This window comes from Idiomarina sp. (assembly GCF_019431395.1).
Lineage (GTDB): Bacteria > Pseudomonadota > Gammaproteobacteria > Enterobacterales > Alteromonadaceae > Idiomarina.
Map to the genome: position 1 here is coordinate 572,343 of NZ_CP080268.1, position 23,915 is coordinate 596,257.

Consider the following 23,915-nt stretch of genomic DNA (forward strand, 5'->3'; position numbering starts at 1 on the left):
GTGCATGGACTTATTGTTGGTAGAGGACGATGCCATGTTGGGACAGGCCGTTGAAATCGGATTGTCTGAACGGCAATTTTCAGTGCAATGGGTACGAACCGGTGCTGCCGCTATTAGTGAGAGCCAGCGCACATCTTATGACGTGGTAGTTCTGGATTTAGGGCTACCTGACTTAGATGGCAGTCGGGTGCTGTCGGCACTGCGTAAAAAAGGGCAAGTGATGCCGATATTAGTGCTGACTGCCCGTGATGACAGTTCGGAGATCGTCAAACTGTTAGATCTCGGCGCGGATGATTATATGGTCAAACCCTTTGATATGAATGAACTCGGGGCACGTTTGCGCGCACTGGTGCGACGTCAACGAGGCTATGCTATCCCTGAATTAGTTGTTGGACCTATCCGCGTTGATGAGGCAAATTTTCAGGTATGGGTACAAGAGCAACCGGTTAATTTATCCCGACGGGAGTTTGAGTTATTACGCGCATTGATGGCGTCACCTGAGCGCGTGCATAGTCGTGATAAATTAGAGCAGGTTGTGTTTCGTAACGAACAACAGTTAGAGAGCAACGCCCTGGAGGTGCATGTCCACAACTTGCGCAAAAAGCTTGGCAATAAGGGCTGGATTCAGACCATTCGCGGCGTAGGATATCGTTTAGCATGTGGCTAACGAGTAGGGTAAAAACGAAACTTAACTCCATACGCCGGCGAATCCTTGTTGCTGTCTCTGCGGTTTATTTGTTAAGCGCGACGGTATCTGCCATATGGATTTACGCAGAAATAAGTCACGAGGTTGATGAGTTATTTGATGCAGAGATGGTTCAGCAGGCAAAAACGCTATTGGCATTGTTGCCGAGTGATGGAGCTAGTGTAGCGCGTGATATAACGATTAGTCGTATAAATGCGCATTCATACGAAGACAAGCTCTCCTATCGTATTGAGACGATTGACGGTAAGCGCATAATGCAAACGAAAGGATCTTTGGATCCCTCCGTTATCTCTTTTAAAGAAGGTTTTTCAGTTAAGACGGTAGATAATGAACTTTGGCATAGCTTCGGTTTGAGTTCGCCGGCTAGAGATTATCGAATTCTTCTTTTGCAGCAAGATGAATTTCGTTCTGAAATACGCGGTGATCTGACGACCGATATGGTTGTGCCTATCTTAACTTTATTGCCATTAATGTTGTGGTTAGGTTGGTGGACCATAAACCAAAACTTTGCCAGCTTCAGAAGGCTGGCAGAAGCACTTAGGCGCAAGCGCTCAGACGATTATAGGCCGTTTATTGAGTCGAATGACACTGAGGAAGTGTCGTTGGTGAAAGGGGCGTTAAATCATTATCTGACGCGTATTGAGCAAACATTCCTGCGGGAAAAACAATTTTCTGCGGATGCCGCGCATGAGCTCAGAACCCCACTGGCGAGCCTGAAAGCGCAGTTGCAAAACCAATGGCAAAAGGCTTCAACTCAACAGCAAAAAGAAGAGCTGGAATCTCTGTTAGCCAGTACGGATAGATTAGTGAGTTTGGTTGAAAGTCTGCTTTTACTCTCGAAGACGGAGCTACCGCCGCAGCATTGGAAGCAGGTTAATGCTGCCGCTATTCTTCGGCAGGTTATTTCAGATTATTATCAGTGGGCTGATGCGCGTCGATTAGTAATGGATGTCAATCTTCCCAACACCGTTTTATGGCGTTCAGAAGAGCGTTATCTAACGATGTTATTCAGTAACCTTGTTGATAATGCAATTAAATATGCAGCACCTCAATCGTCGATTGACATTAACTGTGATGGCTCTCTTTTTACAATACGCAATCGTATTGAAAAATCCCACCACGTTGACGCTAAACGGCTGACCGAGCGCTTTTATCGTGGTGGGCAGTTAAGAGAGGACGGTGCTGGGTTAGGCCTGAGTATTGTCAGTAATTTAGCTAAACAGTTAGAGTTAAAGTTGACTCTTGCGCTTGAAGACGATTGCTTTGTTGCAAAAGTTGAGGTTGATCAAGCATTGGTTGAAAAGCCTGTAATCTCCAGAAAACCCTAATGTGGGCTAGTAGTGCCCTATCACTCTAACGCTGAGATATTTTCAGCCGTTAATTCAATAATCCGTTGCCGTGCCTCTGGAGATGTCCAGGCGTTATGCGGCGTCACAATGAGGTTCAAGGGCTCATTTAACGCATCCAGCAACGGATGACCTTCTTTTGGCGGCTCTTGCGGAAGAACGTCCGTTGCATAGCCGCCAATCCGGCGTTTACGTAAGGCCTCCAGCACGTCGTGCTCGTTAGCAACGCCACCCCGGGCATTATTAATGACTAAAGTATGAGGCTGGCAATGCTTGATATTATTGCGGTTAAGCAAGCCTTTTGTGTCCTCGGTTAGCGGGCAATGAAGCGAAATAACGTCAGCTTCAGGCAAAAGTGCATCAAAACTTGGGCGTGAGTCGTCTGTTTTACCCGGTCGTGCAGTAAAGGTGACGCGCATATCAAGAGCTTCGGCTTGTTTTTTTACTGCTTGTCCCAGTTCGCCTGAGCCCACAATAACTAAATGCTTGCCGGCCAGTTGATAGGTCGGCGGATCCAGCAAGGTAAATAACGGTGACTGCTGCCAGTCACCCGCTGCCATCCGTTTTTGCATAATGGGCATTTTAGTTGCCAGAGACAGCATCATCATCAAGGTATGCTGAACCACGCTGGGGGTTCCGTAAGCTTCGACATTCTTTACTGCAATACCGAGCTCGTTGGCGGTGTCGCGATCGATGTTATTCATCCCCGTCGCGAGCACGCAGATAAGTTTAATTTGGTTAGCAGTGCGCAGCGTGTCGTCGTTGAGTACCACTTTGTTAGTGATGACGATATCCGCATCAGCTATGCGCTGGTTAACTTCGTGTGGCGCGGTTAGTGGATGACATACCAATTCATCAACCTGTTGTTCGAGTGGCGACAGGTCAATGCCTTCACCCAATGAATCCGCGTCAAGAATTACTGCTTTCATAGCAACGTCCTCTAAAATATGTGTTTTTAATTAAACCAAGCTTAAAACAACCGCATAGCGAGCCAGTTTACCCAGTGTTACCAGCATGATAAATAAACTGATTGGTGTTCTTAATACGCCCGCCACCAAGGTCAGTGGATCACCGATAATGGGCAGCCAGGCAAAAAGTAATGACCACCAGCCAAAACGATTGAAAACCTTCTCGGCTTGCTTTAACCGTTGCTGGCTCTTATCTGCAGGGGATTTAACCAGTCGGTTATGAGCCCAGCGCCCGATGGCGTAATTAACACAGGAACCGAGTACATTACCGGTGGTGGCAACTGCTAACAGGCTTAATGGCTCGCCGCCCTGGTAAGCCAGCGTCAACAGCACCGCTTCTGAGCCCATCGGCAATAATGTGGCAGCAATAAAGGCCGACAAAAACAGACCTAGGTAGCCAAATGATAACAAGGTATCTGTAAATTCCATGCAAATCCGTGGTTTCAGTGATAGCGTTTAGCTAGGTTTATAGTAACAGCAACTCGTCAGAGGACGGACTCATTGCCATGAAAATTATTATTCAGTCGTTATTAAAAGGACTTGCGATTCTGTTGCCGATTATTGTCACCGTTTACCTGGTGCAGTGGCTATTGGTAACAATAGAAACCTGGCTATCACCTATTTGGAAGGCGGTACTGGGCGAGACCTATTACTTTCCGGGACTGGCATTTATCAGTTTTTTGGTGTTAACCGTATTAATCGGTTTTAGTACCCGCTGGCGTTTTATGAACTGGGTATGGCAACTGCCTGGAATGTTGATGAACAAGTTGCCTTTGCTGCGTAGTCTATACGGCACCGTTAACGATGTCTTTGAGATGATGTCGGGTAAAGATTTTGCTGAAGAGTCGGTGGTGTTGGTGACATTGCCAAACAGTGAAACTCGTCTCATTGGCATTGTGACGAAAAAAAGTGGTGACAACGATGACCGCCTCTCGAAGATGCTCAACGATGATCAAGTCGCGGTATTTTTACCGATGAGTTACAACGTGGGTGGCTATATGATTATGGTGCCGAAAAATTGCGTCGAATCTATCGATCTTAAGCCTGCGGACGCGCTGCAAATGACAATTAGTGCCGGGTTAGGCAAAAATCGCGATCATAAATCAAACTAATTTCCTTTAACCGCTGATCTAAATGGCAACCGTTCTTCTAAAAGAAGGTGAGCATTCGCAAAATTAGGAGAATTGAATGGAAATCGTGCAGTTTGGATCTAACGATATCGAAAATAAACTAGCGTCGATGGATAAAGGTCAATTAGATGACGTTGCATTTGGCGCTATTCAACTGGATGGCAACGGCAAGATTATTCAGTACAACGCTGCCGAAGGTGATATCACCGGCCGTGATCCATCAGCGGTAGTGGGCAAGAACTTTTTTACTGACGTAGCGCCGTGTACGAACAGTAAAGAGTTTAAAGGTAAGTTTGATGAGGGTGTTAAGAACGGTGACTTAAACACCATGTTCGAATACACCTTCGATTATGAAATGAAGCCGACTAAAGTAAAAGTGCACATGAAGAAAGCCTTGTCAGGCGATAGCTACTGGGTTTTTGTGAAGCGTCTGTAATGAGTACCTTATCGCAGGCTTCAATTATTGCCATCATCGGCGCGCTGACCGCCGATGAACTGGCCAAGATCCGTAAAAAAGACAGCCAGCTCTGGAAGGGGCGTCAGTGGAAGTCAGATACGATTATCACTACCGCGTCGCGTGCTCAGGGCAATGATAACGAAGTTAAAGTCGACTCATTTGAGTGGATGTCGATTGCCAGTCGCGTGGTTGACTTTTTTCAGCTGGATAGCACGGGTTTGGAAGATTACTTGCTCCGTGTGTCTAGTTTGGGCGAGTGGGCTGAGGTGGTACAGACCAGCAGAGAGCAGGGCAGCAAGGATATTACCTTCTCGTCGTCAGGTTCGAGCGGACAGCCTAAGAAATGTAGCCAGCGCTGGGATGACCTTTACCGTGAAGCTGAATATTTTGCGAGCTATTTAGGTGATAACTTAGGTGACAACGATGCACAGATAAAGCGCGTTATAAGTGCCGTTCCCCCTCACCATATCTATGGCTTTATCTTTTCTGTGTTATTACCGGAAGTGATGCATGTCCCCGTCATCAGAGGGTTAAAAGCATTCACGTTAACGCAGGGTCAGCGATTAACTAACGGTGACTTTTTAGTTGGTTTCCCAGGTTGGTATCGGCAGTTAGCACAAGCCAATGTGGGCTTCCCGCAACAAGCACATGCGGTTTGTTCCAGCGGGCCGGTGGCGTCAGATGTTTTACAACAGTTACACCAGCAGGGCTTGAGTCAAATAATCGAAGTCTATGGCAGTAGCGAGACGTCGGGCTTGGGCGTGCGCATTATGCGCGACGGTTGGTATGAATTATTGCCACGTTGGCAGCGCCGGGATCTGGAGCATGTCGTCGATATTTCGACCAATGACAGCGTTGCAGTTCCGGATGAACTTGAATGGTTTGACGAGCGTCATTTTAAACCGCTAGCGCGCAAGGACCATGCCGTACAAGTTAACGGCTATAACGTTTACCCTAAGCGCATCGCTGCGCTGATGGCAGAGCATCCGAGTATTAAAGAGGCGCGGGTTCGATTAATCGAAAGTGACAGTGACAGCGGTTTAAAAGCGCTAATTGTGGCTGAGCAACAAGCGTTGAATATGCCGACGGAAGCATTGATCGCCCAGGTGCAGTCGTGGCTTGCAGAAAAGCTTGATGATGCTGAAATGCCACGCAAATTTGCAGTCTCCGGCGATGTGCCTGTTAATGACATGGGTAAAGAGATTGACTGGGATCTGCAAGCGGATTTAATGAGCCGCTAAGTAGCGCGTGACAACGCCTAAAATTTAATGTCTGTAAAGATGCTGTAAACCATTACAGCGAAAATTTTTGATTATGCTAAAGTGATTATCAGTTTAGGCAAGAAGGAAGTGTCGCAATGAAAAAACTGATTTTAGTGACTGCATTATCTTCGTTTGTTGTTGCCGGTTGTGCCAACATGAACAACACTCAAAAAGGTGCGGCAATTGGTGCAGTAGCCGGTGCGTTACTTGGTAAGGGTACTGGTGATCATGATAAAAGCCGCTATGTATGGGGGGCTGCAGTAGGGGCTTTGGCCGGCAGCGCCATCGGTAACTACATGGATAAGCAGGAGCAAGAGTTCCGCGACGAATTATCCGGTAGTGGCGTGCAGGTTATTCGCGAGGGTGACAATATACGCCTGCAGTTACCCGGTAACATTACCTTTGCAACGGACAGTGCCAGTATTTCACAGAACTTTTATCCGGTATTGGATGACGTAGCTAAAGTGCTGAAAAAATACGAAAAAACCACCATGATGGTTGAGGGTCACACCGATAGCACGGGTGATGCGGCCTACAACCAACAGTTGTCGTTAAATCGCGCTATGGCAGTACGCAACTATCTGGTCGGTAATAGTATCGATCAGCGCCGCTTAACGACCTATGGCTATGGCGAAAATCAGCCGATTGCTGACAACAATACGGCCAGTGGGCGTGAGCAAAACCGTCGGGTCGAGCTGAAAATCATTCCGAATACTCAGCAATGAGCAGTTTAATTCGGTTGGCGGAGGTTACCGATCTGCACAAGCTGTCGCTTTATGAGCGGCAGCTTTATGGTGCCGAAGGATATCCAGAACTGTTGTTTTACCAGGCTTATCGGCAGTGGCCGCAGTTGCTGTTGGTATCGCAGAACGACGACGTTGCGTCGGGGTACAGTATGATGGTGCCACTGGATCCACAACGCGTGATGCTGATGTCGCTATTGGTAGCAACAGACTTCCAACAGCTGGGGCTGGGCAAAGCGCTGTTGCAACACAGTATGGTCGTTGCCAAACAAGAGGGCTATGAGACTATGGAACTGAGTGTTGCGCCAACTAACACCAAAGCGGTAGGTCTGTATCAAAAAGCCGGCTTTAGTGTGCTTGACGAAGTTGCTGACTACCTTGGCAAGGGCGAAGACCGCTTAATAATGAGTAAACAGCTTTAATTCGTCTGTTTGTGGCGTTGTCGTCGGCAACGTTCCGAGCAATACTTCACCTCGTCCCAACAATCCCGCCATTTTTTGCGCCAAACAAAAGGACGCTCACAAACCGGGCAAATTTTACTTGGTAAATTTTGTTTTTGGTGCGGCATGGCGATTAAGTATCCTTTTTTTATGCGCAAGAACTTGTGGTTTTTTACGCCAACTCCAGAGTCTGTCGCGGGCCGTTTTTGCCGCCGCATCGACATCGATAATGGGGGCAGGGTAATCCTTACCCAGGCTAAAATCATAGAGTTGCTGTTCCATGGCGGTAAGTTCCCAGGGCTGGTGAATAAAATTTACCGGCAACTCTGCCAGTTCCGGGCACCAGCGACTGATAAATTGCCCTTCGGGATCTTTTTCCTGCCCTTGTTTAATGGGGTTATAGAGCCGAATGGTATTAATACCGGTAACGCCTGCTTGCATCTGAAACTGGGCATAATGGATACCGGGCTCAAAATCCAAAAATAATCGTGCCAAATGGGTAACCCCTAAGCGCCAGTCGAGCGCCAGGTGATGAGTCAGAAAGCTCACCAGCATGGCGCGCATACGAAAGTTAATATACCCCGTGGTCTGCAGGCAGCGCATACAAGCATCAACCATTGGTATACCCGTTTGCCCCTGTTGCCAGGCTTTCAGGTGCTGTTGTGCCTGGTCGCCGGTGGTGAGTGGCATATCGTTATAGCCGGGATTAAGATGACGAAATTCCATTTCGGACTCGCTCTCAAATTTTTGAATAAAGTGGCAATGCCAATGCAGTCGGGAGCTGAAAGCCATGAGCGTGCGCCGCCAGCCCGGACGTTTCCATGACTTGAGCACAGTATGGTAAACCTGCCGTAAACTGATGTTACCCCAGGCTAAATAGGGTGACAGCCGCGAGCAGGCTGTTTCGGCGGTTAATGGGCTGGATAACTGACGGAAGTAATGCTGGCCACGGCCGGCATAAAAGTCGTTAAGCGTTGCCCAGGCGCTAGTTTCGCCACCGGTTTGAAAATTTTCGTCGGGTTGCTGCCATTCGGTCGGCAGAGTGTCTGATGTCGGCACATCAATTAACCATTGGGCATTATTTACATCGGGATGCTGGGCTTTAGCACGCATCACCTGATGCCAGTGTTTATCCCAATTTCTGCGATGAGTTAAGCCGCGGACAACGGCGCCGGTTGGCGACTCTGACCAATCAATGCCGCGGTTTTTGCACCATTCAGCAACCGCGAGATCACGTTTAAAGGTGTAATCCAGGCCGACTTCCTGATGGCTAAATAGTGCTGAGATACCGAATTCCTGGTGCAGCGCTTTTAACACCTCTAAAACCGGCGCACGTTTTACCCACAGCGCGATATCCGGACACTGACGCCTGAGGTCATCCAGGCTCTGCGTAATAAAACGAAAGTGCCGCTCGCTTAAGTGCGGGTCGCGCATCATAGCGGGCTCAAATACATACAACAACAAGACCGGCCGGCCTCTCGCTATGGCACGTTGCAAAGGTTCATGATCGTGCAAACGTAAATCACGTTTTAGCCAGACAACAGATAGAGACATAGAAAACTTGTTCGGATAAAAACACTATAACGTACAAGTTAAGTCGACAGATCAAACGCCAGATAACCGGTATCGAGTGGGTAACTAACGCCTGAATTCCAGCAACTGATTATTGGCCGGCATAGGGTGTACTTGAGCAAGCTCAAAGCCTTGCTCTGCAGCCAGTGCTGTAATCCACTCGCGGTGACGAATTCCCATTGCCGGGTTCTGGCTGCGTAAAGATAAATCAAAGCGAAAATTACTGTCACTGGTGTGGCTACCATCAACAATAAACGGACCATAAATGCACAGTTGGCTAACGGCGGGTAAATCAGTACTAAAGTGTTTAAAAAATGCGGCTACGGCAGGCTTAGGCATGATGTGGCAGGTATTTGCAGTAAAGACTGCGTCGTAGTCACCCGTTGGTGCGTCGTCAAAGACATCAAAGTGAACCGGTGATTTCAGATTCTTTGCGGGCTCTGCCGCAACACGCATCTTAACCGCTGCTAAATAGTCACCTCGATCACTGGGTTGCCAGCTAAGGTGGGGCAACTGACGGGCAAGGAAAACCGCATGTTGACCCGTGCCACTGCCGACTTCGAGCACCCGCGATGAGTACATAAAAGCATCTCGCAGCACACTCAGTATCGGGTCTTTGTTATTTTCACAGGCTTGAGAAAATGGCAGCGACATAGGTAACCTTGCTCTTCAAATCAATGACTAGGCCTATCATAGACTATCAAAGTGCGCCTTTAACAGCTTAATCGCGGTTTGTGTTTTAGCAGGAATAAAATCGCGCTGAGGCGTCACTGCATGCACAGTATAGTTAGGTACAGTCCAGTCAGTCAGTAACTCAACCAGCTCGCCGTCAGCAAGTGCCTGTTCAACCTCGATCTTTGGCACTAAGCCGAAACCCACGTTATCTTTTATCATTTGAATAAGTGACTGCATATTATTAACCATCAGTCGGCGTTGTTTTAATTCAAATAACTCGCCACCCGGGTGCGATAGCTGACTAATCATGTTTTGTTCGCGAATATGACTAATGTAATCATGAGCGTGCAACTGTGAAGGATGTTTAGGCGGAGAGTCGGCCAGGGGGTGTTGGCGGCTCACACACAAGCACATCTGCCATTCAGCTAATTGTCTTGCCACCATCTGCGAGTCACTTAACGGGCCGATACACAGGCCTAGGTCGGCTCCCTGGCGTACTAAATTACAGGGCTCATCGGTTAATGTTAAATGCACACCCATGTCGGGAAACTCGCTCATCAATTGCTTTAACGGCCCACTCAGCAAACCGCCGCCAAAACCGGCCGGAGCGACTAACTTGATAACGCCTTGCGGTTGTTGTTTCAGCATCGCCAATTTTGACTGCATCAACTCGGCTTCGTCTGCAATTTTTCGGGTGGTTTGGTAATACAGTTCACCGGCCTCGGTTAATGACATCGAGCGGGTGTTACGAACAAAAAGCGACAGGCCAATTTCCTCCTCCAATTTTTGTAACTGTTGACTGACGGCAGATACCGTCATATTGAGCTCGCGTGCCGCTTGGCTCATGCTGCCGGTACATGCTGTTTGGTTAAATACCCGTACTGCTTTTAAGAGGCGCTGGTTCATTCCTTTAAGTGTTCCTTAATCCTGAATTTAACAGATTGCGATGGTTTACGTGTTTACAATGCGTATTATAGCAAACACGAATAATTCGCATTAACAACTTATCAGGAGAATGAGAAATGTCAATTGCGCGATGCACGCAGACAAGAATTGCTGCAGCAATAACCATGGCAATGACGGCAGCTACTGTGGCCTTACCGGCTCATGCCCAGGATAAGCGGCATCACCACAAGCAGGAAAAGGTCATGGAAACCATGGTGATAACCGCGTCGGCCGGAGAGCAGTTGTTAAAGGATGCGCCGGCATCGATTAGCGTTATTGATAAGCGTCAGATATCTAAACGCTTCTACCGCGATCTAACCGATGCACTAACAGACGCACCTGGCGTTATCGTAACCGGAGGTGGAGACCGTCAGGATGTCTCTATTCGCGGTATGGGGCGAGATTACACCTTAATATTAGTGGATGGACAGCGGCAAACATCGCGTGAAACGCGCCCCAATAGCGATGGTCCCGGGGTAGAGGGTGCCTGGACGCCGCCGCTGGCTGCTATCGAACGAATTGAGATTATACGCGGACCGATGTCGTCACTTTATGGCTCTGATGCCATTGGTGGCGTTATTAATATTATCACGCGTAAAACGCCTGACGAGTGGCGCTCAGAAGTTCGCTTTGACGCCACCCTGCAACAACGTGATGAGTCGGGGAATATTTACCAAACGAACTTGTTCACTTCTGGCTCTCTGATTGACGACGTGCTTGGGGTTCAGTTATACGGGCAGTTCAGCAAACGTGAAGAAGATGCCATATACGAGGGGTTCCGCGGCCGTGAGGCAGATAATATTACGGCTAAACTGGCGTTCACACCGAGCAAAGCCCACGAGTTTTTACTGGAAGCAGTCAGCCAGAATCAAACCCTGGATGCAACCTTAGGTAAAACCGTTGAACCGCTGGCAGCAGGCGAGGAGTGTGGTCGTCGCGGTTGTCCTGAATCATCGACAACCGATTATCAGGGGCAGTCAATTTCCTTAGCGCACAATGCATTTTGGGATTTTGGTAGCTCGCGGAGTTACCTTAAAAAAGACGAATTTGATAATAAGTCACGCTTGATCAGCGTCGATAACCTGGATTTTCAAACACTCTGGTCACTACCGCTAAATGAGCAACATAGCCTGAGTTTGGGCGGCTCTTACTATAAAGAAGAACTGACCGATTTAACCACCAATCAGATTAGCGATTTAACCTTTGTTGACGGTTATCAGTGGTCACTGTTTGCGGAGGATGAATGGCGACTGGCACCAGCGTTTGCAATAACGGTTGGCGCGCGTTACGACGAGGATAAAACCTTTGGTGGTCATTGGAGCCCGCGTATTTATGGGGTTTGGACGGCAAATCACCGCAGCACGCTTAAAGTCGGTATTTCGACCGGCTTCAGAGCTCCCGGACTGCGAGAAATCACGCCGCAATGGGGACAGGTCAGCCGCGGTGGTAACGTCTACGGTAACCCTGACTTACAGCCGGAAGAGTCGATAAATTATGAACTGGGTTGGTACCGGCAATGGCGCCATGGTAGCGGTAATATCACCGTTTTTTATAACGAGTTTAAGGATAAAATTACTCGCGTTGCGTGTCCCCAGACAATTTGTGATGCCGGGCCGAATCAATTCGGTAGTTTACCGACTACGCGAGTTAACGTGGATGAAGCGGTGACGCAAGGGGTGGAATTGAGTGCCAGCCACAAATTTACGCGTCGCTGGAAGTTATCCGGTAACTATACCTATACGGATTCAGAACAAAAAACCGGCGAATATGCCGGTAGTCCGTTAAATCAATTACCGAAACATCTGATTCAGTTATCTATGGATTATGCCTGGAATAAGCAGACCAACAGTTGGATACGTGTGCATTATCGCGGCGAAGAGAGCCAGCCGGTGACCGGGCCGTCGCAAGATAGCTTGATTGCGCCATCTTATACGTTGACTGACCTGGGAGTGAATTATGCGCTAACGCCCGCAGTAAAATTAAGCGCCGGTCTTTACAACGTCTTTAACGAACAGATCATGGTTGCGGACTATGGATACGTTGAAGACGGGCGGCGCTTATGGCTGTCGGCTGCGGTAAGTTTTTAAGGTAACCTTATTGATCTAAAAGCGGGTCACGCAATTATAGTAAGGCGTGACCTTTTTATGCGATGGGGAGAACCTAATGGCTGAGCAAATTACTGCGTTAAAACTTAAACAACCCTTCGGCCTGGATAATATCGAAGCGACAAAAATAGACGATCCCGGCCAGCCGGGGGCGGGTGAAGTTCGCGTCCGTATCAAAGCGAGCTCTTTAAATTTTCACGATTTTGGCGTCGCTGCCGGATTTATTCCAACCGAAGAGGGGCGCATTCCACTGTCAGATGGCGCGGGTGTGATTGAAGCCGTCGGCGAGGGCGTCGAGGATTTTTCCGTTGGCGATAACGTGGTATCGACGTTTTTCCCATACTGGCTCAGCGGGCCGGCGCCGATTGGTGATTTTCGCACAACGCCGGGAGATGGAGTCGATGGCTATGCCCGCGAGGTTGTGGTTTGCCCGGCGCACTTTTTTACTGAGCAGCCGCAGGGGTTTAGTCACGAGCAATCAGCGACATTGACCACTGCCGGATTAACTGCCTGGCGTGCTTTGGTGGTTGATGGCAATATCAAACCCGGCAACACGGTACTGGTGTTAGGTAGTGGTGGGGTGTCGGTGTTTGCCTGCCAGATCGCAAAAAGTCTGGGCGCCACCGTTTTTGCGACCTCGTCGTCGGATGCAAAATTAGAACAGTATAAAAAGCTGGGCGCCGACTACCTCATCAACTATAAAGACGATCCCGAATGGGGCAAAACGGTGCGTAAGTTAACCCATGGTCGTGGTGTTGATCATGTTATCGAAGTCGGCGGTCCGGGCACCTTGCCGCAATCAATAAACGCCGTGGCGATTGGCGGTCATATCGCCCTGATTGGTGTGCTAACCGGTAACGAGGGTGAAATACCGACGACGCGGTTAATGGCTAAGCAAGCACGCTTACAGGGACTTATTGTGGGCAGTCGTGACAATCAGAAAGACTTTGTGCGGGCGCTTAACGTCAACGGTATAAAGCCGGTCATTGATAAGACCTTCAAACTGGATGAACTAGCCGACGCATTTCGTTATGAGGAAGCGGGCAAACACTTTGGTAAAATTTGCATTTCGTTTTAAAACAGATCGTTAATTAGTGATAAGCTAGGCCACAACAAGTGCACTACAGGTAGTTGGAGTTGTTTGTGGCCTTTAAAAATTCAGTATGGGCTAAACGCATCGCTAAAACGGTGGGTTATTTTGTTGCGATATTTATTATCGCGATGCTTGTCGACTGGTACCGCTCTACAGATATAGAGACCACAGTCCCTGAGCAAAGCGCCACATTGAGGACATTGCAGGGCGACACCGTCGATATTATTGAACGCTCAAAGGAAGCGCCTGTGTTGGTTTATTTTTGGGCGACCTGGTGCCCTTATTGCAAGGTTGTTTCACCGATGGTTGATGGTATTGCGGAGGATTACGACGTTGTTACTGTGGCTTTTTCCTCCGGTGCTGACGAAAAAGTTATGCAATTTGCGCAACAAAAAGGTTATGAGTTTGCCACGGTTAATGATCAGACAGGTGTGCTGGCAAGGCGCTGGGGCGTATCGGTAACACCCACCATACTGATTATTCGTGATGGTGAGGTTCAGTCAGTAACGACCGGGCTAACCACGTCGTTAGGCATGCGAGCCAGACTGATGCTGGCTCGCTAATACAGCTATTACTCGTCTTAATTACCGCCGACAACAATATCGTTTTCGACGTCCTCAACACCTTCAACTCCCGCAGCCAGTTGCCCCGCGGTTTCTACAGCGTTATCACTGGCAAGCGTGCCGGATAGGTAGACCGTACCGTCGCGGGTTTCTACCGATACGTTGGCGCTGTCAATACCACCGTTATCGAACAGTGCGGTTTTAACTTTTGCAGTAATTTGCGCATCACTAAGGTAGTCACCAGCTTGCTCCATTTGTGCTTTTGCCGCTTCGCCCATATCCTCGGCAGCCTGTGACGCCGAATCCATTGCATCTTCGGTTTTGCTGTCAGCAGATTCCTGACTGCAACCGGCGATAGTAAATAAACCCAATAACGTCGCTGTCGCTAAAGTCATCTTTTTCATTACAAATTCTCCTTTCCTTGAAACCCAATAAAAACTATAGTTCAAGTCATTGAATTCGCCACCATCTTTACGACAATTTACTTAGAGAGTCATGAACTTACAGCAAATCGTTAACCAAATTGTGGAGCAACTTCAGGCTTCAGATTCCCTTTTACGGCTATTACTCAGTACATCGGTTTTAATCGCTGTGGTGGTGTTTGCACGCTGGGTATTGCGCCGCTTTATTCGCCGTAACGTCAATTCCAGTGATTTACGCCGCCGCTGGCTGGTGCAGTTAAGGAATGGGCTATTGTTGGTGCTGTTGTTCGGGCTGTTCATGATTTGGAGTAATGAACTCAGAACCTTTGCGTTGTCATTGGTTGCGATTGCGGTGGCTTTGGTTATCGCGACCAAAGAGCTGATTATTTGTATTAGTGGTACTCTGATCAAAGGTGGCGCGCACGCGTTTCATTTAGGCGATCGTATTCAAATAAAAGAATATCGCGGCGATGTGATTGACCAAAACCTGTTAACGACTACGATTTTAGAGGTTGGGCCGGGTAAATACATGCAACAGCGCAGTGGCCGCATGATTGTTATTCCCAACTCTTTATTTGCTACGGAGCCGGTGATTAACGAAAGCTACAGTAAAGACTATGTGCTGCATACCTTTACCGTCCCTTTTAAGCGAACCGATAACTGGCAGCTTGCACAGCAGGAGTTGCTGCGAGTGTCACAGGCTTACTGTAAAGACTATATTGCCGACGTAAAACGACATTTTGACCGCATTAGTTACCGTACCGGCCTGGACACACCGGCAGTTGAACCACGGGTAACATTGCAGGTTGAGGACCCGGAAGACATTACTTTGGTAGTACGTGTGCCCACCCGGGCAGAAGGGCGCAATTGGCTCGAACAAAGTATTCTCAGCGATGTTTTTAGTGCTAATGATTTTAGCCGAATTATTCCGACAACTTAATCGTCGTTGTTATCCTTAGCCTTTTCTGTACTTTGTTTGCGTTTAAGGGTAGCCCCATAAGCCACACCAAAAGCTATGCCTAGCGCGACACCTAAAGCAATTTGATCCATCACCACGCCAATGGCGGTGCCGACGGCCACGCCAACACCAATAGCAACGCCCATAGGGTCGGTTTCACTGGGTTTCTGTTCGCTCATAAGATTGATCCATATCAATTGGTTAAGTGAGTAAGTTTTATAAACTAAAACCATAAACTCAATAGGGTAATTTACAAGGAGTACCGTCATGAGCTTATGGCAGGAATTTTTTAAAGACCCGGTAATCTTTATCTCTTTTGTGGGCCTTGGAATCGTTATTGGCCTTTGTATTTTTTACGCTATTTTCTTTTATAAGAAAATGGTTGCCGCAGAAAATAAACAGCGGCACTCGTAATTTTAAAGGCTTTCGGCGTAATTAACTTTACGGCTGTGATGTTTAGTGACAAAAAATACCAGCAAACCCGTTGCTGCCAGCAGGCACCCGACCCATCCGGTACCCTGCCACTGCAATGGCGATACAATGGCGAGGCCGCCTAAATAGGCGCCCACGCCATTGGCGATATTAAATGCGGCATGGTTAAGTGACGCCGCCAGAGTTTGCGCTTGTCCGGCAACATCCATTAGCCTAACCTGCAAGGTTGGTACTAACGCAGCGGTGGTGCCAAGTAAGAATACCATCGGTAAAATAGTTACCAGCTCATTGATGCTGAACGGAAAAATAAACAGCACCACGGTTGCCCAGGCGAGCGCACCGCCAATAGCCCACTTCATATTGACGTCAGTAGCCCAGCCGCCGACTAAACTGCCAACAAAAGAACCCACGCCGTAAATGAGCAAAGCGATAGGTATCCAGCCTTCGTTAACCTGAGTCGCTTCTAACAAGGTGGGGGCCAAATAGCTCAATACGGAAAACATGCCGCCAAAGCCAATACTGCCAATAGCCAGAGTCAGCAGCACTTGTTTATTTTTTAGCGCAGTTAACTCAGTTCGCGTGCGAGTGGACTCGCCGGCATTGATAGCGGGCACGGCCACAACAATTAGCATCGCAGCGGCCAGTGCGGTCATACCGACGCCCTGGTATACAACACGCCAGTCGAGCAGCTGACCAAACCAGGTTGCCAGTGGGTTGCCTACTAAAATGGCAATGGTTAATCCCATCATCACCAGAGTCACTGCCATACCGCGCTGATCTTTTCTGACCATTGCGGCTGCTAACAGGCATACAATGCCGCCGTAGGCACCGTGTGGCAAACCGCTAATAAAGCGTAACCACTGCAATTGCGTAAAGCTTTCGGCGTAAGCGCTGGCGATGTTACTGACGGCGTACAGGCTCATTAAGGCAATTAGCAGCGGCTTTTTGGCAAGCCGGGAAAACAACAGCGTGATTACTGGCGCGCCAACCACAACACCGAGCGCGTAAAGACTGATTAAATGCCCGGTTTGCTGGGATGATGTGCCGAAATCAGCGCCGATGTTGGGCAACAATCCCATCATTACAAATTCGCCAATACCAATAGCGAAAGTACCGATGGCCATGGCGAATATTGCAGTATAAATTTGCAATCTGGAATACGACATTGGATTCGTGGATCTCTTTGCAGCTGAAAGAAACAAGGATAATCAGGCCTTGGCATAGTACCTTAAGCGGGTAAATATCGCTATCACCAAGGTGATTTATGTTAGTCTGGTAGCATGCCAACGTCGTTGAATAAGGAGTGAACATGACCGAGCAAAACCGTATTTATCCTATTGGTACGCCAGGCAAGCCCTGGGGTGAAGAAGAAAAGATCCAGTGGTTACAGGCACAAACTAAAAAACGCGATTATCGCGAACAGGTACTGCTAAAACTGGAGGCCATGGCGCCACGCTTTGATATTCAACAATATGGCAGCCTGGATTACTCGGTAGGGCAGTATCCGTTGTTTGTTGTGCGTAATAAAAACTGGAATAGCGAAAACCCAACGGTGTTAGTTACTGGCGGTGTGCACGGTTACGAAACCAGCGGTGTACAGGGCGCGTTGCAGTTTATCGATACCGAATTGGAAAACTACAGCAAGAACTTTAATTTTGTGGTGTTTCCCTGCTTGAGTCCCTGGGGATACGAAACCATTAATCGCTGGAATCCTGATGCAGTCGATCCGAATCGCTCGTTTATTGGTGACAGTCCGGCGCAAGAATGTGCACTGGTAATGGAGCACCTGGAACAGGCAGATGTCGATATCCTGGCACATATAGATTTGCATGAAACCACTGACAGCGATAACTCGGAGTTTCGTCCAGCGAAAGCGGCGCGCGAGGGCGAGGTCAACACTAACTGGAACATTCCGGATGGCTTTTACCTGGTGGGTGACTCAGAAAACCTGCAACTGGATTTTCAGCGAGCGGTATTAAACGAAGTCAGGCAGGTGACCCACATTGCCGATGCCGATGAGGATGGCAAACTGATTGGTGCAACGGTTGATACCGAGGGTTTAATCAGCTTTCCGGTTAATTCGTTGGGTTTATGCATTAGCATGACCAATGCGATGTACACCACCACTACTGAGGTTTATCCTGATAGCGCCCGTGCTACACCGCAAGAATGCAATCAGGCGCAGGTTGCAGCGGTAGTCGGCGGGTTAAAGTTTTTACAGTAGGTCGCAAATAGGCTGAGGAGGCCGGTTATGAAAATCATTTTTTTAGGTGGTACAGAAACAGTCACCGGCTCCAAGTATTTAGTCGAGACCGAAAACACACGTATTTTAGTCGATTGTGGGTTATTTCAGGGCTATAAATGGCTGCGCAAACGCAATTGGCAGCCTTTGCCGATGGGCATAAACCACGTCGACGGCGTGGTGCTAACGCATGCGCATTTGGATCACTCCGGCTTTGTCCCAGTGCTCTACAAAGAAGGCTACCGAGGTCCTGTGTTTGCGCATCAGGCAACCACCGAACTTTGCCAGATAATGTTGGCTGACAGTGGTCGGATTCAGGAAGAAGATGCCAAGTTCCTGGGTAAGCATGGCTTGAGTAAGCATAAAGATCCACAACCGCTATATGACGAAGCAACAGCCAATGCCAGTATAAAACTATTTAAAAGTGTTGAGTTCCATCAGCAGTTTGCGATTGGTGATATCCAGGTTACCTTGCAACCGGCCGGTCATATTCTGGGTGCGGCCAGCGTTATTATAGAGGCAGAAGGTAAACGGGTTGCCTTTTCCGGTGATATAGGCCGGCCCAACGACATCATGATGTATCCTGCCGAAAAACTACCCGCAGTTGATCTGTTATTACTTGAATCGACTTATGGTGATCGTCGCCATGAAGCTACAGATAGTGCCGAGCAGCAGCTGGCTGAAGTCGTTAACGAATGCTCATCGGGCGGCGGGGTACTGATGATTCCGGCTTTTTCTGTCGGCCGAGCGCAACTAATGCAACACCTATTAGTTAAGCTGATGGCAGAAGGGCGGGTTCCTAAACAATCTATTTTTCTTGACTCGCCGATGGCCATTAACGTGACTGAAATCTATCGGCGGCATCACCAACTCCATCGGTTAAGCAATGATGACTGTCAACGTGCCTTTAACACCGTTATCTATACTCGCAGTGTGGATGAGTCAAAGGCTATCGCGTCGCAAAATGGACCGCATATTATTATTGCCGGTAGCGGCATGGCCACCGGTGGTCGTATCTTGCATCACTTTAAGCGCTGGCTGGCCGACCATCGCGCCACAGTTTTATTTAGCGGGCACCAGGCAGGTGGCACACGCGGTGCGAAGATGTTGCAAGGTGTGGAATCAATCAAGGTACATGGCAGCTGGCTGCCGGTTAAAGCACGTGTGCGGCAACTTGACGGCTTGTCAGGGCATGCTGACTACAGTGAACTCACAGACTGGCTGAAAGCATCTGAATTGCGTGCTGACACGCCGATTCAATTGGTTCATGGCGAACCTGACGCGATGGAAGCGTTTCGTGATCACTTGTCGCAGACAACTAACTTTGACGTCGACATTGCGGACTATCAGGGCGTTTATCACCTGTGATACCCACTTGTGGATATCACATAAGAACCTGAAAACACTCACTTTAGTTAATAGCTAAAGAATAAAAAGTCGCCTAATTTGGGTCTGGGAATAACACAAATCTATTGCTAGATGCCGTGTCCAGGTCCAAAGGAGGGCTATCAATGGCGACTTTTATAAAAACATACCTACCCAAACTCTCAATGATGTCGGTCGCGATTAGCGCGACCTTTATGCTGGTAACGCCAGCAACAGCTCAAGATGGCGAAGAGGCTTACGCAAAAAATTGTCAATCATGCCACCAGGCAAATGGAACCGGTTTAGCCGGTGCCTTTCCTCCGTTAGCAAATAACCCGCACTTAGCTGACGACAAAATGCATGTGGTAAGAACGGTATTAAAAGGTATGTCGGGCCCTCTCGAGGTGAATGGCAACAAATACAACGCCATGATGCCGCCAATGCAGCATTTATCAGATGATGAGATAGCGGCCATTGCGAACCATGTGCTGTCGAGTTGGGGTAATGATTTTGGCTCGGTGAGCGTGGCAGATGTCGATGCTATGCGCGTTGAGTTGGGCTTAAAAGACCGCGCAGCGGGAAACCCTCATGCCGAAGCAACAGCCGCTGAGATGCAGTATAAAGGTGCGCCCACTGCGATGAAAGGTGGTAAGCAAGTGGTAACTCCGGGTGCGCCGCCAATGACTGAGGACGAGTTCGCCCAAGCGCAGGAAATTTACTTTCAACGCTGCGCTGGCTGTCATGGCGTTTTACGAAAAGGGGCAACAGGGCTTCCTTTGACAACCGATATTACGCAGGAAAAAGGTACTGAATACCTCAAAGCGCTTATAAATTATGGTTCGCCTGCTGGTATGCCAAACTGGGGAACATCCGGCGAATTGACTGCGGAAGAAGTCGATATGATGGCGCGTTTTATTCAGCACGAACCGCCAGTGCCGCCAGAATGGGGTATGCCGGAAATGAAGGACAGCTGGGTGGTACATGTCGCACCAGAGGATCGTCCTCAACAACCGCAACACGATTATGATGTCGACAACATGTTCGCTGTTACTCTGCGCGACGCGGGACAAGTCGCAATTATAGATGGGGATAGCAAAAAAGTACTGAACTATGTAGAAACCGGCTATGCAGTGCATATTTCGCGCGCATCCAGTTCAGGCCGCTATTTCACGACCATTGGCCGCGATGGCAAGATTGATTTGATTGATTTGTACATGGAAGTCCCGTCTGTTGTTGCTGAAATAAAAATTGGCTTAGAAGCGCGTTCAGTCGAAAACTCTCGTTTTAAGGGCTATGAAGACAAGATTGCGATAGCCGGCGCTTATTGGCCACCCCATTACGTGTTAATGGATGGACAGACACTAGAACCGCATAAAATAGTATCGACTCGCGGCATGACGGTTGATACCCAGGAATATCATCCGGAACCACGGGTAGCTGCGATTGTGGGTTCACACAAACACCCGGAATTTATCGTTAACGTTAAAGAAACCGGTCAGATTAAACTTGTCGATTATTCAGACATGGATAACTTACAGGTAACTACCATTGATGCCGCACCTTTCTTACACGACGGTGGTTGGGATTCGAGTGGTCGTTATTTTTTAACCGCTGCTAACGAGAATGACAAAATTGCCGTAGTGGATGCGCTGGAACGTGAACTCGAAGCACTGGTTGACGTTGAACGTATTCCACACCCGGGACGGGGCGCAAACTTTGTCGATCCTGAACATGGTCCGGTTTGGGCAACAAGCGCACTGGGTAATGCCAACATCACCTTGATCGGCACCGACCCGGAAGGTCATCCTGACAACGCTTTTAAAGTAGCCCGCATCTTAGAAGGTCAGGGCGGTGGTTCACTATTTATAAAAACCCATCCAAAATCGTCTAACCTTTGGGTTGATACACCGTTGAATCCAGATGAAGAAGTTTCTCAGTCGGTTGCCGTCTTTGATATCAATAATCTCGATGCTGGTTATGAGGTGCTGCCAATTGCCAAGTGGGCGGATTTGGGTTCGGGACCAAAACGTATCGTACAGCCGGAATACAACAAGGCAGGTGACGAAGTTTGGTTCTCTGTTTGGAGTGGCATGGAAGAACAATCAGCAATCGTCATTGTTGATGATAAAACGCGCAAACTTAAGCACGTCATCAAAGGTGAGAAGATTGTTACACCGACCGGTAAGTTTAATAACTACAATACACGAAACGAGGTGTATTAAACGATGCAGCAAAAACACATGGGTTTAGCGGGTGTTTTGTTTGCTGTGACAACGGGGCTATTTAGCCCCGTTGTTTTTGCGCAGCAAACAGACAACCAACAAGTTAATGATGCGTCGATTGAGCGTATTACCGTGGTGGCAACACGCCAGCCGCGGGCAGTTTCTGACGTTGCAGGAACTGTCAGCATAATTGATCAGCAACAGTTGCAACAAAATCTGGTCATTGATGCGGCAGATATGGTTCGCTACCAAGTTGGTGTTAGTGTTGATGAGAGCAGTACACGCTTTGGCAATGACGGCTTTAGAGTGCGTGGCATTGGCGGAAATCGCACATCAATTATTGTCGACCAGGTTCCTGTAGCGGAGCAGTTTGCTGTAGGTAGCTTTTCTAATAGTGGGCGAGGATTGCTTGAATTAGGCTTAGTTAACCAAGTCGAGGTGTTGCGTGGCCCGGCATCGACACTATATGGCAGTAAGGCGTTAGGCGGTGTAGTTGCGATTGAATTGTTGGATGCAGATGACTTGCTATTGGGTGAATCGTTTGCCGGTGTTTTTCGTAGCGGTTTTGATAGCGATAAAAATCAGGCGCGCCTGATGACAGCTGTTGCAGCTGAAAAAGACGGAAATCGTTGGTTATTAGGTGCCGCTGCTCAATATGGTGAAGAACGCCATGTTGATCCTCAACATCATCGCCAACAAGCGGTTTTACTGAGTTTTGAATCGCGTTTAGCCGCTGGTGAAATAAAGCTAAGTGTTGATGCGCTTAATGATGAACGTGACACCCAAATTGAATCAATCATCGGTACCGGAAGGCTTACTAACACCACAGCGATGCAGGCTGATGATCAACGAGAGCAATGGCGCGCATTACTTGAATATGACATCCGGGATCTGGATTTTGCTGACTCGATGCAGTCACGGTTGTTCATACAAAACAGTGAGGCGCAACAATACACGGATGAACAGCGACTGTCAGCGGATCCCGCATTATTTATTGAGCGCGATTTTTCCTACCAACATCGGCTGTATGGTGTTGGCGCAGACTTTGCCAGTAGCTTGCGTATCGGTGATGTTGATCAACAATTGGGCTACGGTTTTGAGTGGCTAAAGTCAACGTATACTGATCTACGTGATGCTGAGCAACTAAACTTGGAGACTGCCGAATCCACAAAAGTATTACTGGGTGAACAATTCCCGTTACGTGACTTCCCTACCACCGAAGTTCGAGAACTGGGCGTTTACGTGCATAACGAGATTGCATTAATGCCCAAATTAATGCCCAACGTGACGTTAATCCCAGGGCTGCGCTATGAATACTATGAGTTAGAAAACCAGCCCGATGCTTTGTTCGCTGAGCGCTACCCGCAAGCCGACGTAACCGATTTAAGCGAGGATGCGTGGCTGCCAAAACTTGGGTTATTATGGCAGAGTAGCAAGCGTAGCGAAGTTTTTGCACAGTACGCTCGAGGCTATCGCGCGCCACCTTTTGCCGACGTGAATGTCGGCTTGTATTATCCTCAGTTTGGGGTGTTGGCTATCTCCAATCCTGATCTTAAGGCAGAACGTGGCTACAGCCTGGAAGCTGGATTTAGACAACGTTTTGATGAGGGCCGCTGGCAGTTAGCCGTTTACGACAACAGCTACAGGGATTTTATCGAGTCACGGGCGCCGCAGGGGGTTGATCCGCAGCAGGGGTTGTTGATTTTTCAATCCGTTAACCGGGATCGTGTTTCTATCAAAGGAGTTGAACTAGAGTGGCAGCAAAATTGGAACCCTCGCTGGGCAAGCAAGGTCGCACTTTCTTACAGCACCGGGGAAGATGACAGAAGCGGCAGAGAGTTAGCCGGTGTTGCGCCGGCTCATGGCGTGTTTGAACTAAGTTATAAGCCCGGTTCTGGTGACTGGCAAAGCCGTTGGGTACTCACCGCATATGATGGACAACCCGAGCTTGAAAGTAGTGATGCCGAACCTTTGTATGAAAGCGCGGGTTACGCGACGGTAGACTGGTTAGTGAGTTGGTATCCGGCTAATAATATCGATATAAATATAGGGCTGTTTAATGTGTTTAATCGTGACTATTGGCATTACAGCAGTGTTCAGGGTTACGAGCCCGATAACCCTGCTATCAGCGGACTGAAGGCTGCTGAAAGACATCTGGCACTCAACTTCGCGTTGAACTTTTAAGACTTTACCAAATTTAGACTGTAACAGCAGGCTAAATCTCCTTAAGTTAGTCGTTTATCTCTGACAAAGGAATTCGCCGGACAGA

Annotated in this window: 25 protein-coding genes; 16 read left to right on the forward strand and 9 right to left on the reverse strand. The window is 48.4% G+C overall.

The features are described from left to right. Positions 1-4 precede the first annotated feature (4 nt). Positions 5-667: a response regulator transcription factor gene (locus KZ771_RS02845; RefSeq protein WP_290570493.1), complete on the forward strand. Its 663-nt coding sequence runs from the start codon at positions 5-7 to the stop codon at positions 665-667. Continuing rightward, a complete protein-coding gene (locus KZ771_RS02850; protein WP_290570495.1) occupies positions 658-2,034 on the forward strand; it encodes a histidine kinase dimerization/phospho-acceptor domain-containing protein in 1,377 nt (458 codons plus the stop codon). The genes KZ771_RS02845 and KZ771_RS02850 overlap by 10 nt, the downstream gene beginning before the upstream one ends. A 20-nt stretch (positions 2,035-2,054) precedes the next feature. Here the strand turns inward: KZ771_RS02850 and KZ771_RS02855 are convergent, their stop codons facing one another. Together KZ771_RS02855 and KZ771_RS02860 are read right to left on the reverse strand one after the other, a co-directional pair. Further along, entirely contained in the window at positions 2,055-2,981 is a 927-nt protein-coding gene (locus KZ771_RS02855) for a D-2-hydroxyacid dehydrogenase (protein ID WP_290570497.1), read from the reverse strand. Between the two features lie 30 nt (positions 2,982-3,011). Continuing rightward, positions 3,012-3,449 carry a YqaA family protein gene (locus KZ771_RS02860; protein ID WP_290570499.1) on the reverse strand — a complete coding sequence of 146 codons (438 nt, stop codon included), beginning with the start codon at positions 3,447-3,449 and terminating at the stop codon, positions 3,012-3,014. A gap of 77 nt (positions 3,450-3,526) precedes the next feature. Between KZ771_RS02860 and KZ771_RS02865 the strand changes: the two genes are divergently transcribed. The 5 genes from KZ771_RS02865 (at position 3,527) to KZ771_RS02885 (ending at position 7,034) form a co-directional block, all read left to right on the forward strand. Next, a complete protein-coding gene (locus KZ771_RS02865) occupies positions 3,527-4,132 on the forward strand; it encodes a DUF502 domain-containing protein (RefSeq protein ID WP_290654306.1) in 606 nt (201 codons plus the stop codon). Positions 4,133-4,208: 76 nt separating this feature from the next. Then, positions 4,209-4,586 (forward strand): photoactive yellow protein, encoded by a 378-nt coding sequence (gene pyp / locus KZ771_RS02870; RefSeq protein WP_290570503.1) that lies wholly within the window; start codon positions 4,209-4,211, stop codon positions 4,584-4,586. Next, positions 4,586-5,848 carry a hypothetical protein gene (locus KZ771_RS02875; protein WP_290654307.1) on the forward strand — a complete coding sequence of 421 codons (1,263 nt, stop codon included), beginning with the start codon at positions 4,586-4,588 and terminating at the stop codon, positions 5,846-5,848. Before pyp ends, KZ771_RS02875 begins: the two co-directional genes overlap by 1 nt. A 116-nt stretch (positions 5,849-5,964) precedes the next feature. Next, positions 5,965-6,594, forward strand: a complete 630-nt coding sequence (locus KZ771_RS02880) for an OmpA family protein (RefSeq protein ID WP_133539341.1) — start codon at positions 5,965-5,967, stop codon at positions 6,592-6,594. Next, a complete protein-coding gene (locus tag KZ771_RS02885; RefSeq protein WP_290654308.1) occupies positions 6,591-7,034 on the forward strand; it encodes an N-acetyltransferase in 444 nt (147 codons plus the stop codon). Before KZ771_RS02880 ends, KZ771_RS02885 begins: the two co-directional genes overlap by 4 nt. Here KZ771_RS02885 and KZ771_RS02890 read toward each other — a convergent pair. The 4 genes from KZ771_RS02890 to KZ771_RS02905 form a co-directional block, all read right to left on the reverse strand. After that, the gene (locus KZ771_RS02890) at positions 7,031-7,180 is read right to left on the reverse strand and encodes a DUF2256 domain-containing protein (protein ID WP_133539339.1); all 150 of its coding nucleotides are present in this window, start codon (positions 7,178-7,180) and stop codon (positions 7,031-7,033) included. The genes KZ771_RS02885 and KZ771_RS02890 overlap by 4 nt on opposite strands. After that, a complete protein-coding gene (locus KZ771_RS02895) occupies positions 7,149-8,606 on the reverse strand; it encodes a deoxyribodipyrimidine photo-lyase (RefSeq protein ID WP_290654309.1) in 1,458 nt (485 codons plus the stop codon). The genes KZ771_RS02890 and KZ771_RS02895 overlap by 32 nt, the downstream gene beginning before the upstream one ends. Positions 8,607-8,690: 84 nt before the next feature. Next, complete coding sequence (locus KZ771_RS02900) at positions 8,691-9,278, reverse strand: DUF938 domain-containing protein (protein WP_290654310.1); 588 nt, start codon at positions 9,276-9,278, stop codon at positions 8,691-8,693. Between the two features lie 36 nt (positions 9,279-9,314). Beyond that, positions 9,315-10,205, reverse strand: coding sequence for a LysR family transcriptional regulator (locus tag KZ771_RS02905; protein ID WP_290570517.1), 891 nt, complete (start codon positions 10,203-10,205; stop codon positions 9,315-9,317). A 170-nt stretch (positions 10,206-10,375) separates the two neighbouring features. Between KZ771_RS02905 and KZ771_RS02910 the strand changes: the two genes are divergently transcribed. The 3 genes from KZ771_RS02910 to KZ771_RS02920 all read left to right on the forward strand — a co-directional run bounded on the left by KZ771_RS02910 (position 10,376) and on the right by KZ771_RS02920 (position 14,005). Next, the gene (locus tag KZ771_RS02910) at positions 10,376-12,331 is read left to right on the forward strand and encodes a ligand-gated channel protein (RefSeq protein ID WP_290654803.1); all 1,956 of its coding nucleotides are present in this window, start codon (positions 10,376-10,378) and stop codon (positions 12,329-12,331) included. A 76-nt stretch (positions 12,332-12,407) separates the two neighbouring features. Continuing rightward, entirely contained in the window at positions 12,408-13,427 is a 1,020-nt protein-coding gene (locus KZ771_RS02915; protein WP_290654311.1) for an NAD(P)-dependent alcohol dehydrogenase, read from the forward strand. Between the two features lie 65 nt (positions 13,428-13,492). Next, positions 13,493-14,005 (forward strand): protein disulfide oxidoreductase, encoded by a 513-nt coding sequence (locus KZ771_RS02920; protein WP_290570523.1) that lies wholly within the window; start codon positions 13,493-13,495, stop codon positions 14,003-14,005. Positions 14,006-14,022: 17 nt separating this feature from the next. Here KZ771_RS02920 and KZ771_RS02925 read toward each other — a convergent pair whose 3' ends face one another. Next, the gene (locus tag KZ771_RS02925; protein ID WP_290570525.1) at positions 14,023-14,409 is read right to left on the reverse strand and encodes a BON domain-containing protein; all 387 of its coding nucleotides are present in this window, start codon (positions 14,407-14,409) and stop codon (positions 14,023-14,025) included. A gap of 91 nt (positions 14,410-14,500) precedes the next feature. On the opposite strand from KZ771_RS02925, the gene KZ771_RS02930 reads away from it, so the two are divergent. Continuing rightward, the gene (locus KZ771_RS02930) at positions 14,501-15,367 is read left to right on the forward strand and encodes a mechanosensitive ion channel domain-containing protein (protein ID WP_133539333.1); all 867 of its coding nucleotides are present in this window, start codon (positions 14,501-14,503) and stop codon (positions 15,365-15,367) included. Here the strand turns inward: KZ771_RS02930 and KZ771_RS02935 are convergent. Next, positions 15,364-15,564: a hypothetical protein gene (locus KZ771_RS02935; protein WP_133539332.1), complete on the reverse strand. Its 201-nt coding sequence runs from the start codon at positions 15,562-15,564 to the stop codon at positions 15,364-15,366. The genes KZ771_RS02930 and KZ771_RS02935 overlap by 4 nt on opposite strands. 88 nt (positions 15,565-15,652) lie before the next feature. Here KZ771_RS02935 and KZ771_RS02940 point away from each other — a divergent pair, with 88 nt between their 5' ends. Beyond that, entirely contained in the window at positions 15,653-15,799 is a 147-nt protein-coding gene (locus KZ771_RS02940) for a DUF3149 domain-containing protein (RefSeq protein ID WP_133539331.1), read from the forward strand. A gap of 2 nt (positions 15,800-15,801) precedes the next feature. On the opposite strand, the gene KZ771_RS02945 is transcribed toward KZ771_RS02940, so the two are convergent. Then, complete coding sequence (locus tag KZ771_RS02945; RefSeq protein ID WP_290570530.1) at positions 15,802-16,983, reverse strand: MFS transporter; 1,182 nt, start codon at positions 16,981-16,983, stop codon at positions 15,802-15,804. A gap of 143 nt (positions 16,984-17,126) precedes the next feature. Between KZ771_RS02945 and KZ771_RS02950 the strand changes: the two genes are divergently transcribed. The 4 genes from KZ771_RS02950 to KZ771_RS02965 all read left to right on the forward strand — a co-directional run bounded on the left by KZ771_RS02950 (position 17,127) and on the right by KZ771_RS02965 (position 23,830). Then, a complete protein-coding gene (locus KZ771_RS02950) occupies positions 17,127-18,041 on the forward strand; it encodes a M14 family metallocarboxypeptidase (RefSeq protein ID WP_290570532.1) in 915 nt (304 codons plus the stop codon). 27 nt (positions 18,042-18,068) lie between these two features. Beyond that, entirely contained in the window at positions 18,069-19,427 is a 1,359-nt protein-coding gene (locus KZ771_RS02955; RefSeq protein WP_290570534.1) for an MBL fold metallo-hydrolase, read from the forward strand. Positions 19,428-19,570: 143 nt separating this feature from the next. After that, the gene (locus tag KZ771_RS02960; protein WP_290570536.1) at positions 19,571-21,646 is read left to right on the forward strand and encodes a cytochrome D1 domain-containing protein; all 2,076 of its coding nucleotides are present in this window, start codon (positions 19,571-19,573) and stop codon (positions 21,644-21,646) included. Positions 21,647-21,649: 3 nt separating this feature from the next. Continuing rightward, positions 21,650-23,830 carry a TonB-dependent receptor gene (locus KZ771_RS02965; RefSeq protein WP_290570538.1) on the forward strand — a complete coding sequence of 727 codons (2,181 nt, stop codon included), beginning with the start codon at positions 21,650-21,652 and terminating at the stop codon, positions 23,828-23,830. The last annotated feature ends 85 nt before the right edge of the window (positions 23,831-23,915 follow it).

Bases quoted from the DNA above. Each gene is read 5' to 3' on its own strand.
- KZ771_RS02845 (WP_290570493.1), top strand. From the start codon at position 5: ATGGACTTATTGTTGGTAGAGGACGATGCCATGTTGGGACAGGCCGTT.
- KZ771_RS02850 (WP_290570495.1), top strand. From the start codon at position 658: ATGTGGCTAACGAGTAGGGTAAAAACGAAACTTAACTCCATACGCCGG.
- KZ771_RS02855 (WP_290570497.1), bottom strand. From the start codon at position 2,981: ATGAAAGCAGTAATTCTTGACGCGGATTCATTGGGTGAAGGCATTGAC.
- KZ771_RS02860 (WP_290570499.1), bottom strand. From the start codon at position 3,449: ATGGAATTTACAGATACCTTGTTATCATTTGGCTACCTAGGTCTGTTT.
- KZ771_RS02865 (WP_290654306.1), top strand. From the start codon at position 3,527: ATGAAAATTATTATTCAGTCGTTATTAAAAGGACTTGCGATTCTGTTG.
- pyp (WP_290570503.1), top strand. From the start codon at position 4,209: ATGGAAATCGTGCAGTTTGGATCTAACGATATCGAAAATAAACTAGCG.
- KZ771_RS02875 (WP_290654307.1), top strand. From the start codon at position 4,586: ATGAGTACCTTATCGCAGGCTTCAATTATTGCCATCATCGGCGCGCTG.
- KZ771_RS02880 (WP_133539341.1), top strand. From the start codon at position 5,965: ATGAAAAAACTGATTTTAGTGACTGCATTATCTTCGTTTGTTGTTGCC.
- KZ771_RS02885 (WP_290654308.1), top strand. From the start codon at position 6,591: ATGAGCAGTTTAATTCGGTTGGCGGAGGTTACCGATCTGCACAAGCTG.
- KZ771_RS02890 (WP_133539339.1), bottom strand. From the start codon at position 7,180: ATGCCGCACCAAAAACAAAATTTACCAAGTAAAATTTGCCCGGTTTGT.
- KZ771_RS02895 (WP_290654309.1), bottom strand. From the start codon at position 8,606: ATGTCTCTATCTGTTGTCTGGCTAAAACGTGATTTACGTTTGCACGAT.
- KZ771_RS02900 (WP_290654310.1), bottom strand. From the start codon at position 9,278: ATGTCGCTGCCATTTTCTCAAGCCTGTGAAAATAACAAAGACCCGATA.
- KZ771_RS02905 (WP_290570517.1), bottom strand. From the start codon at position 10,205: ATGAACCAGCGCCTCTTAAAAGCAGTACGGGTATTTAACCAAACAGCA.
- KZ771_RS02910 (WP_290654803.1), top strand. From the start codon at position 10,376: ATGACGGCAGCTACTGTGGCCTTACCGGCTCATGCCCAGGATAAGCGG.
- KZ771_RS02915 (WP_290654311.1), top strand. From the start codon at position 12,408: ATGGCTGAGCAAATTACTGCGTTAAAACTTAAACAACCCTTCGGCCTG.
- KZ771_RS02925 (WP_290570525.1), bottom strand. From the start codon at position 14,409: ATGAAAAAGATGACTTTAGCGACAGCGACGTTATTGGGTTTATTTACT.
- KZ771_RS02930 (WP_133539333.1), top strand. From the start codon at position 14,501: ATGAACTTACAGCAAATCGTTAACCAAATTGTGGAGCAACTTCAGGCT.
- KZ771_RS02935 (WP_133539332.1), bottom strand. From the start codon at position 15,564: ATGAGCGAACAGAAACCCAGTGAAACCGACCCTATGGGCGTTGCTATT.
- KZ771_RS02940 (WP_133539331.1), top strand. From the start codon at position 15,653: ATGAGCTTATGGCAGGAATTTTTTAAAGACCCGGTAATCTTTATCTCT.
- KZ771_RS02945 (WP_290570530.1), bottom strand. From the start codon at position 16,983: ATGTCGTATTCCAGATTGCAAATTTATACTGCAATATTCGCCATGGCC.
- KZ771_RS02950 (WP_290570532.1), top strand. From the start codon at position 17,127: ATGACCGAGCAAAACCGTATTTATCCTATTGGTACGCCAGGCAAGCCC.
- KZ771_RS02955 (WP_290570534.1), top strand. From the start codon at position 18,069: ATGAAAATCATTTTTTTAGGTGGTACAGAAACAGTCACCGGCTCCAAG.
- KZ771_RS02960 (WP_290570536.1), top strand. From the start codon at position 19,571: ATGGCGACTTTTATAAAAACATACCTACCCAAACTCTCAATGATGTCG.
- KZ771_RS02965 (WP_290570538.1), top strand. From the start codon at position 21,650: ATGCAGCAAAAACACATGGGTTTAGCGGGTGTTTTGTTTGCTGTGACA.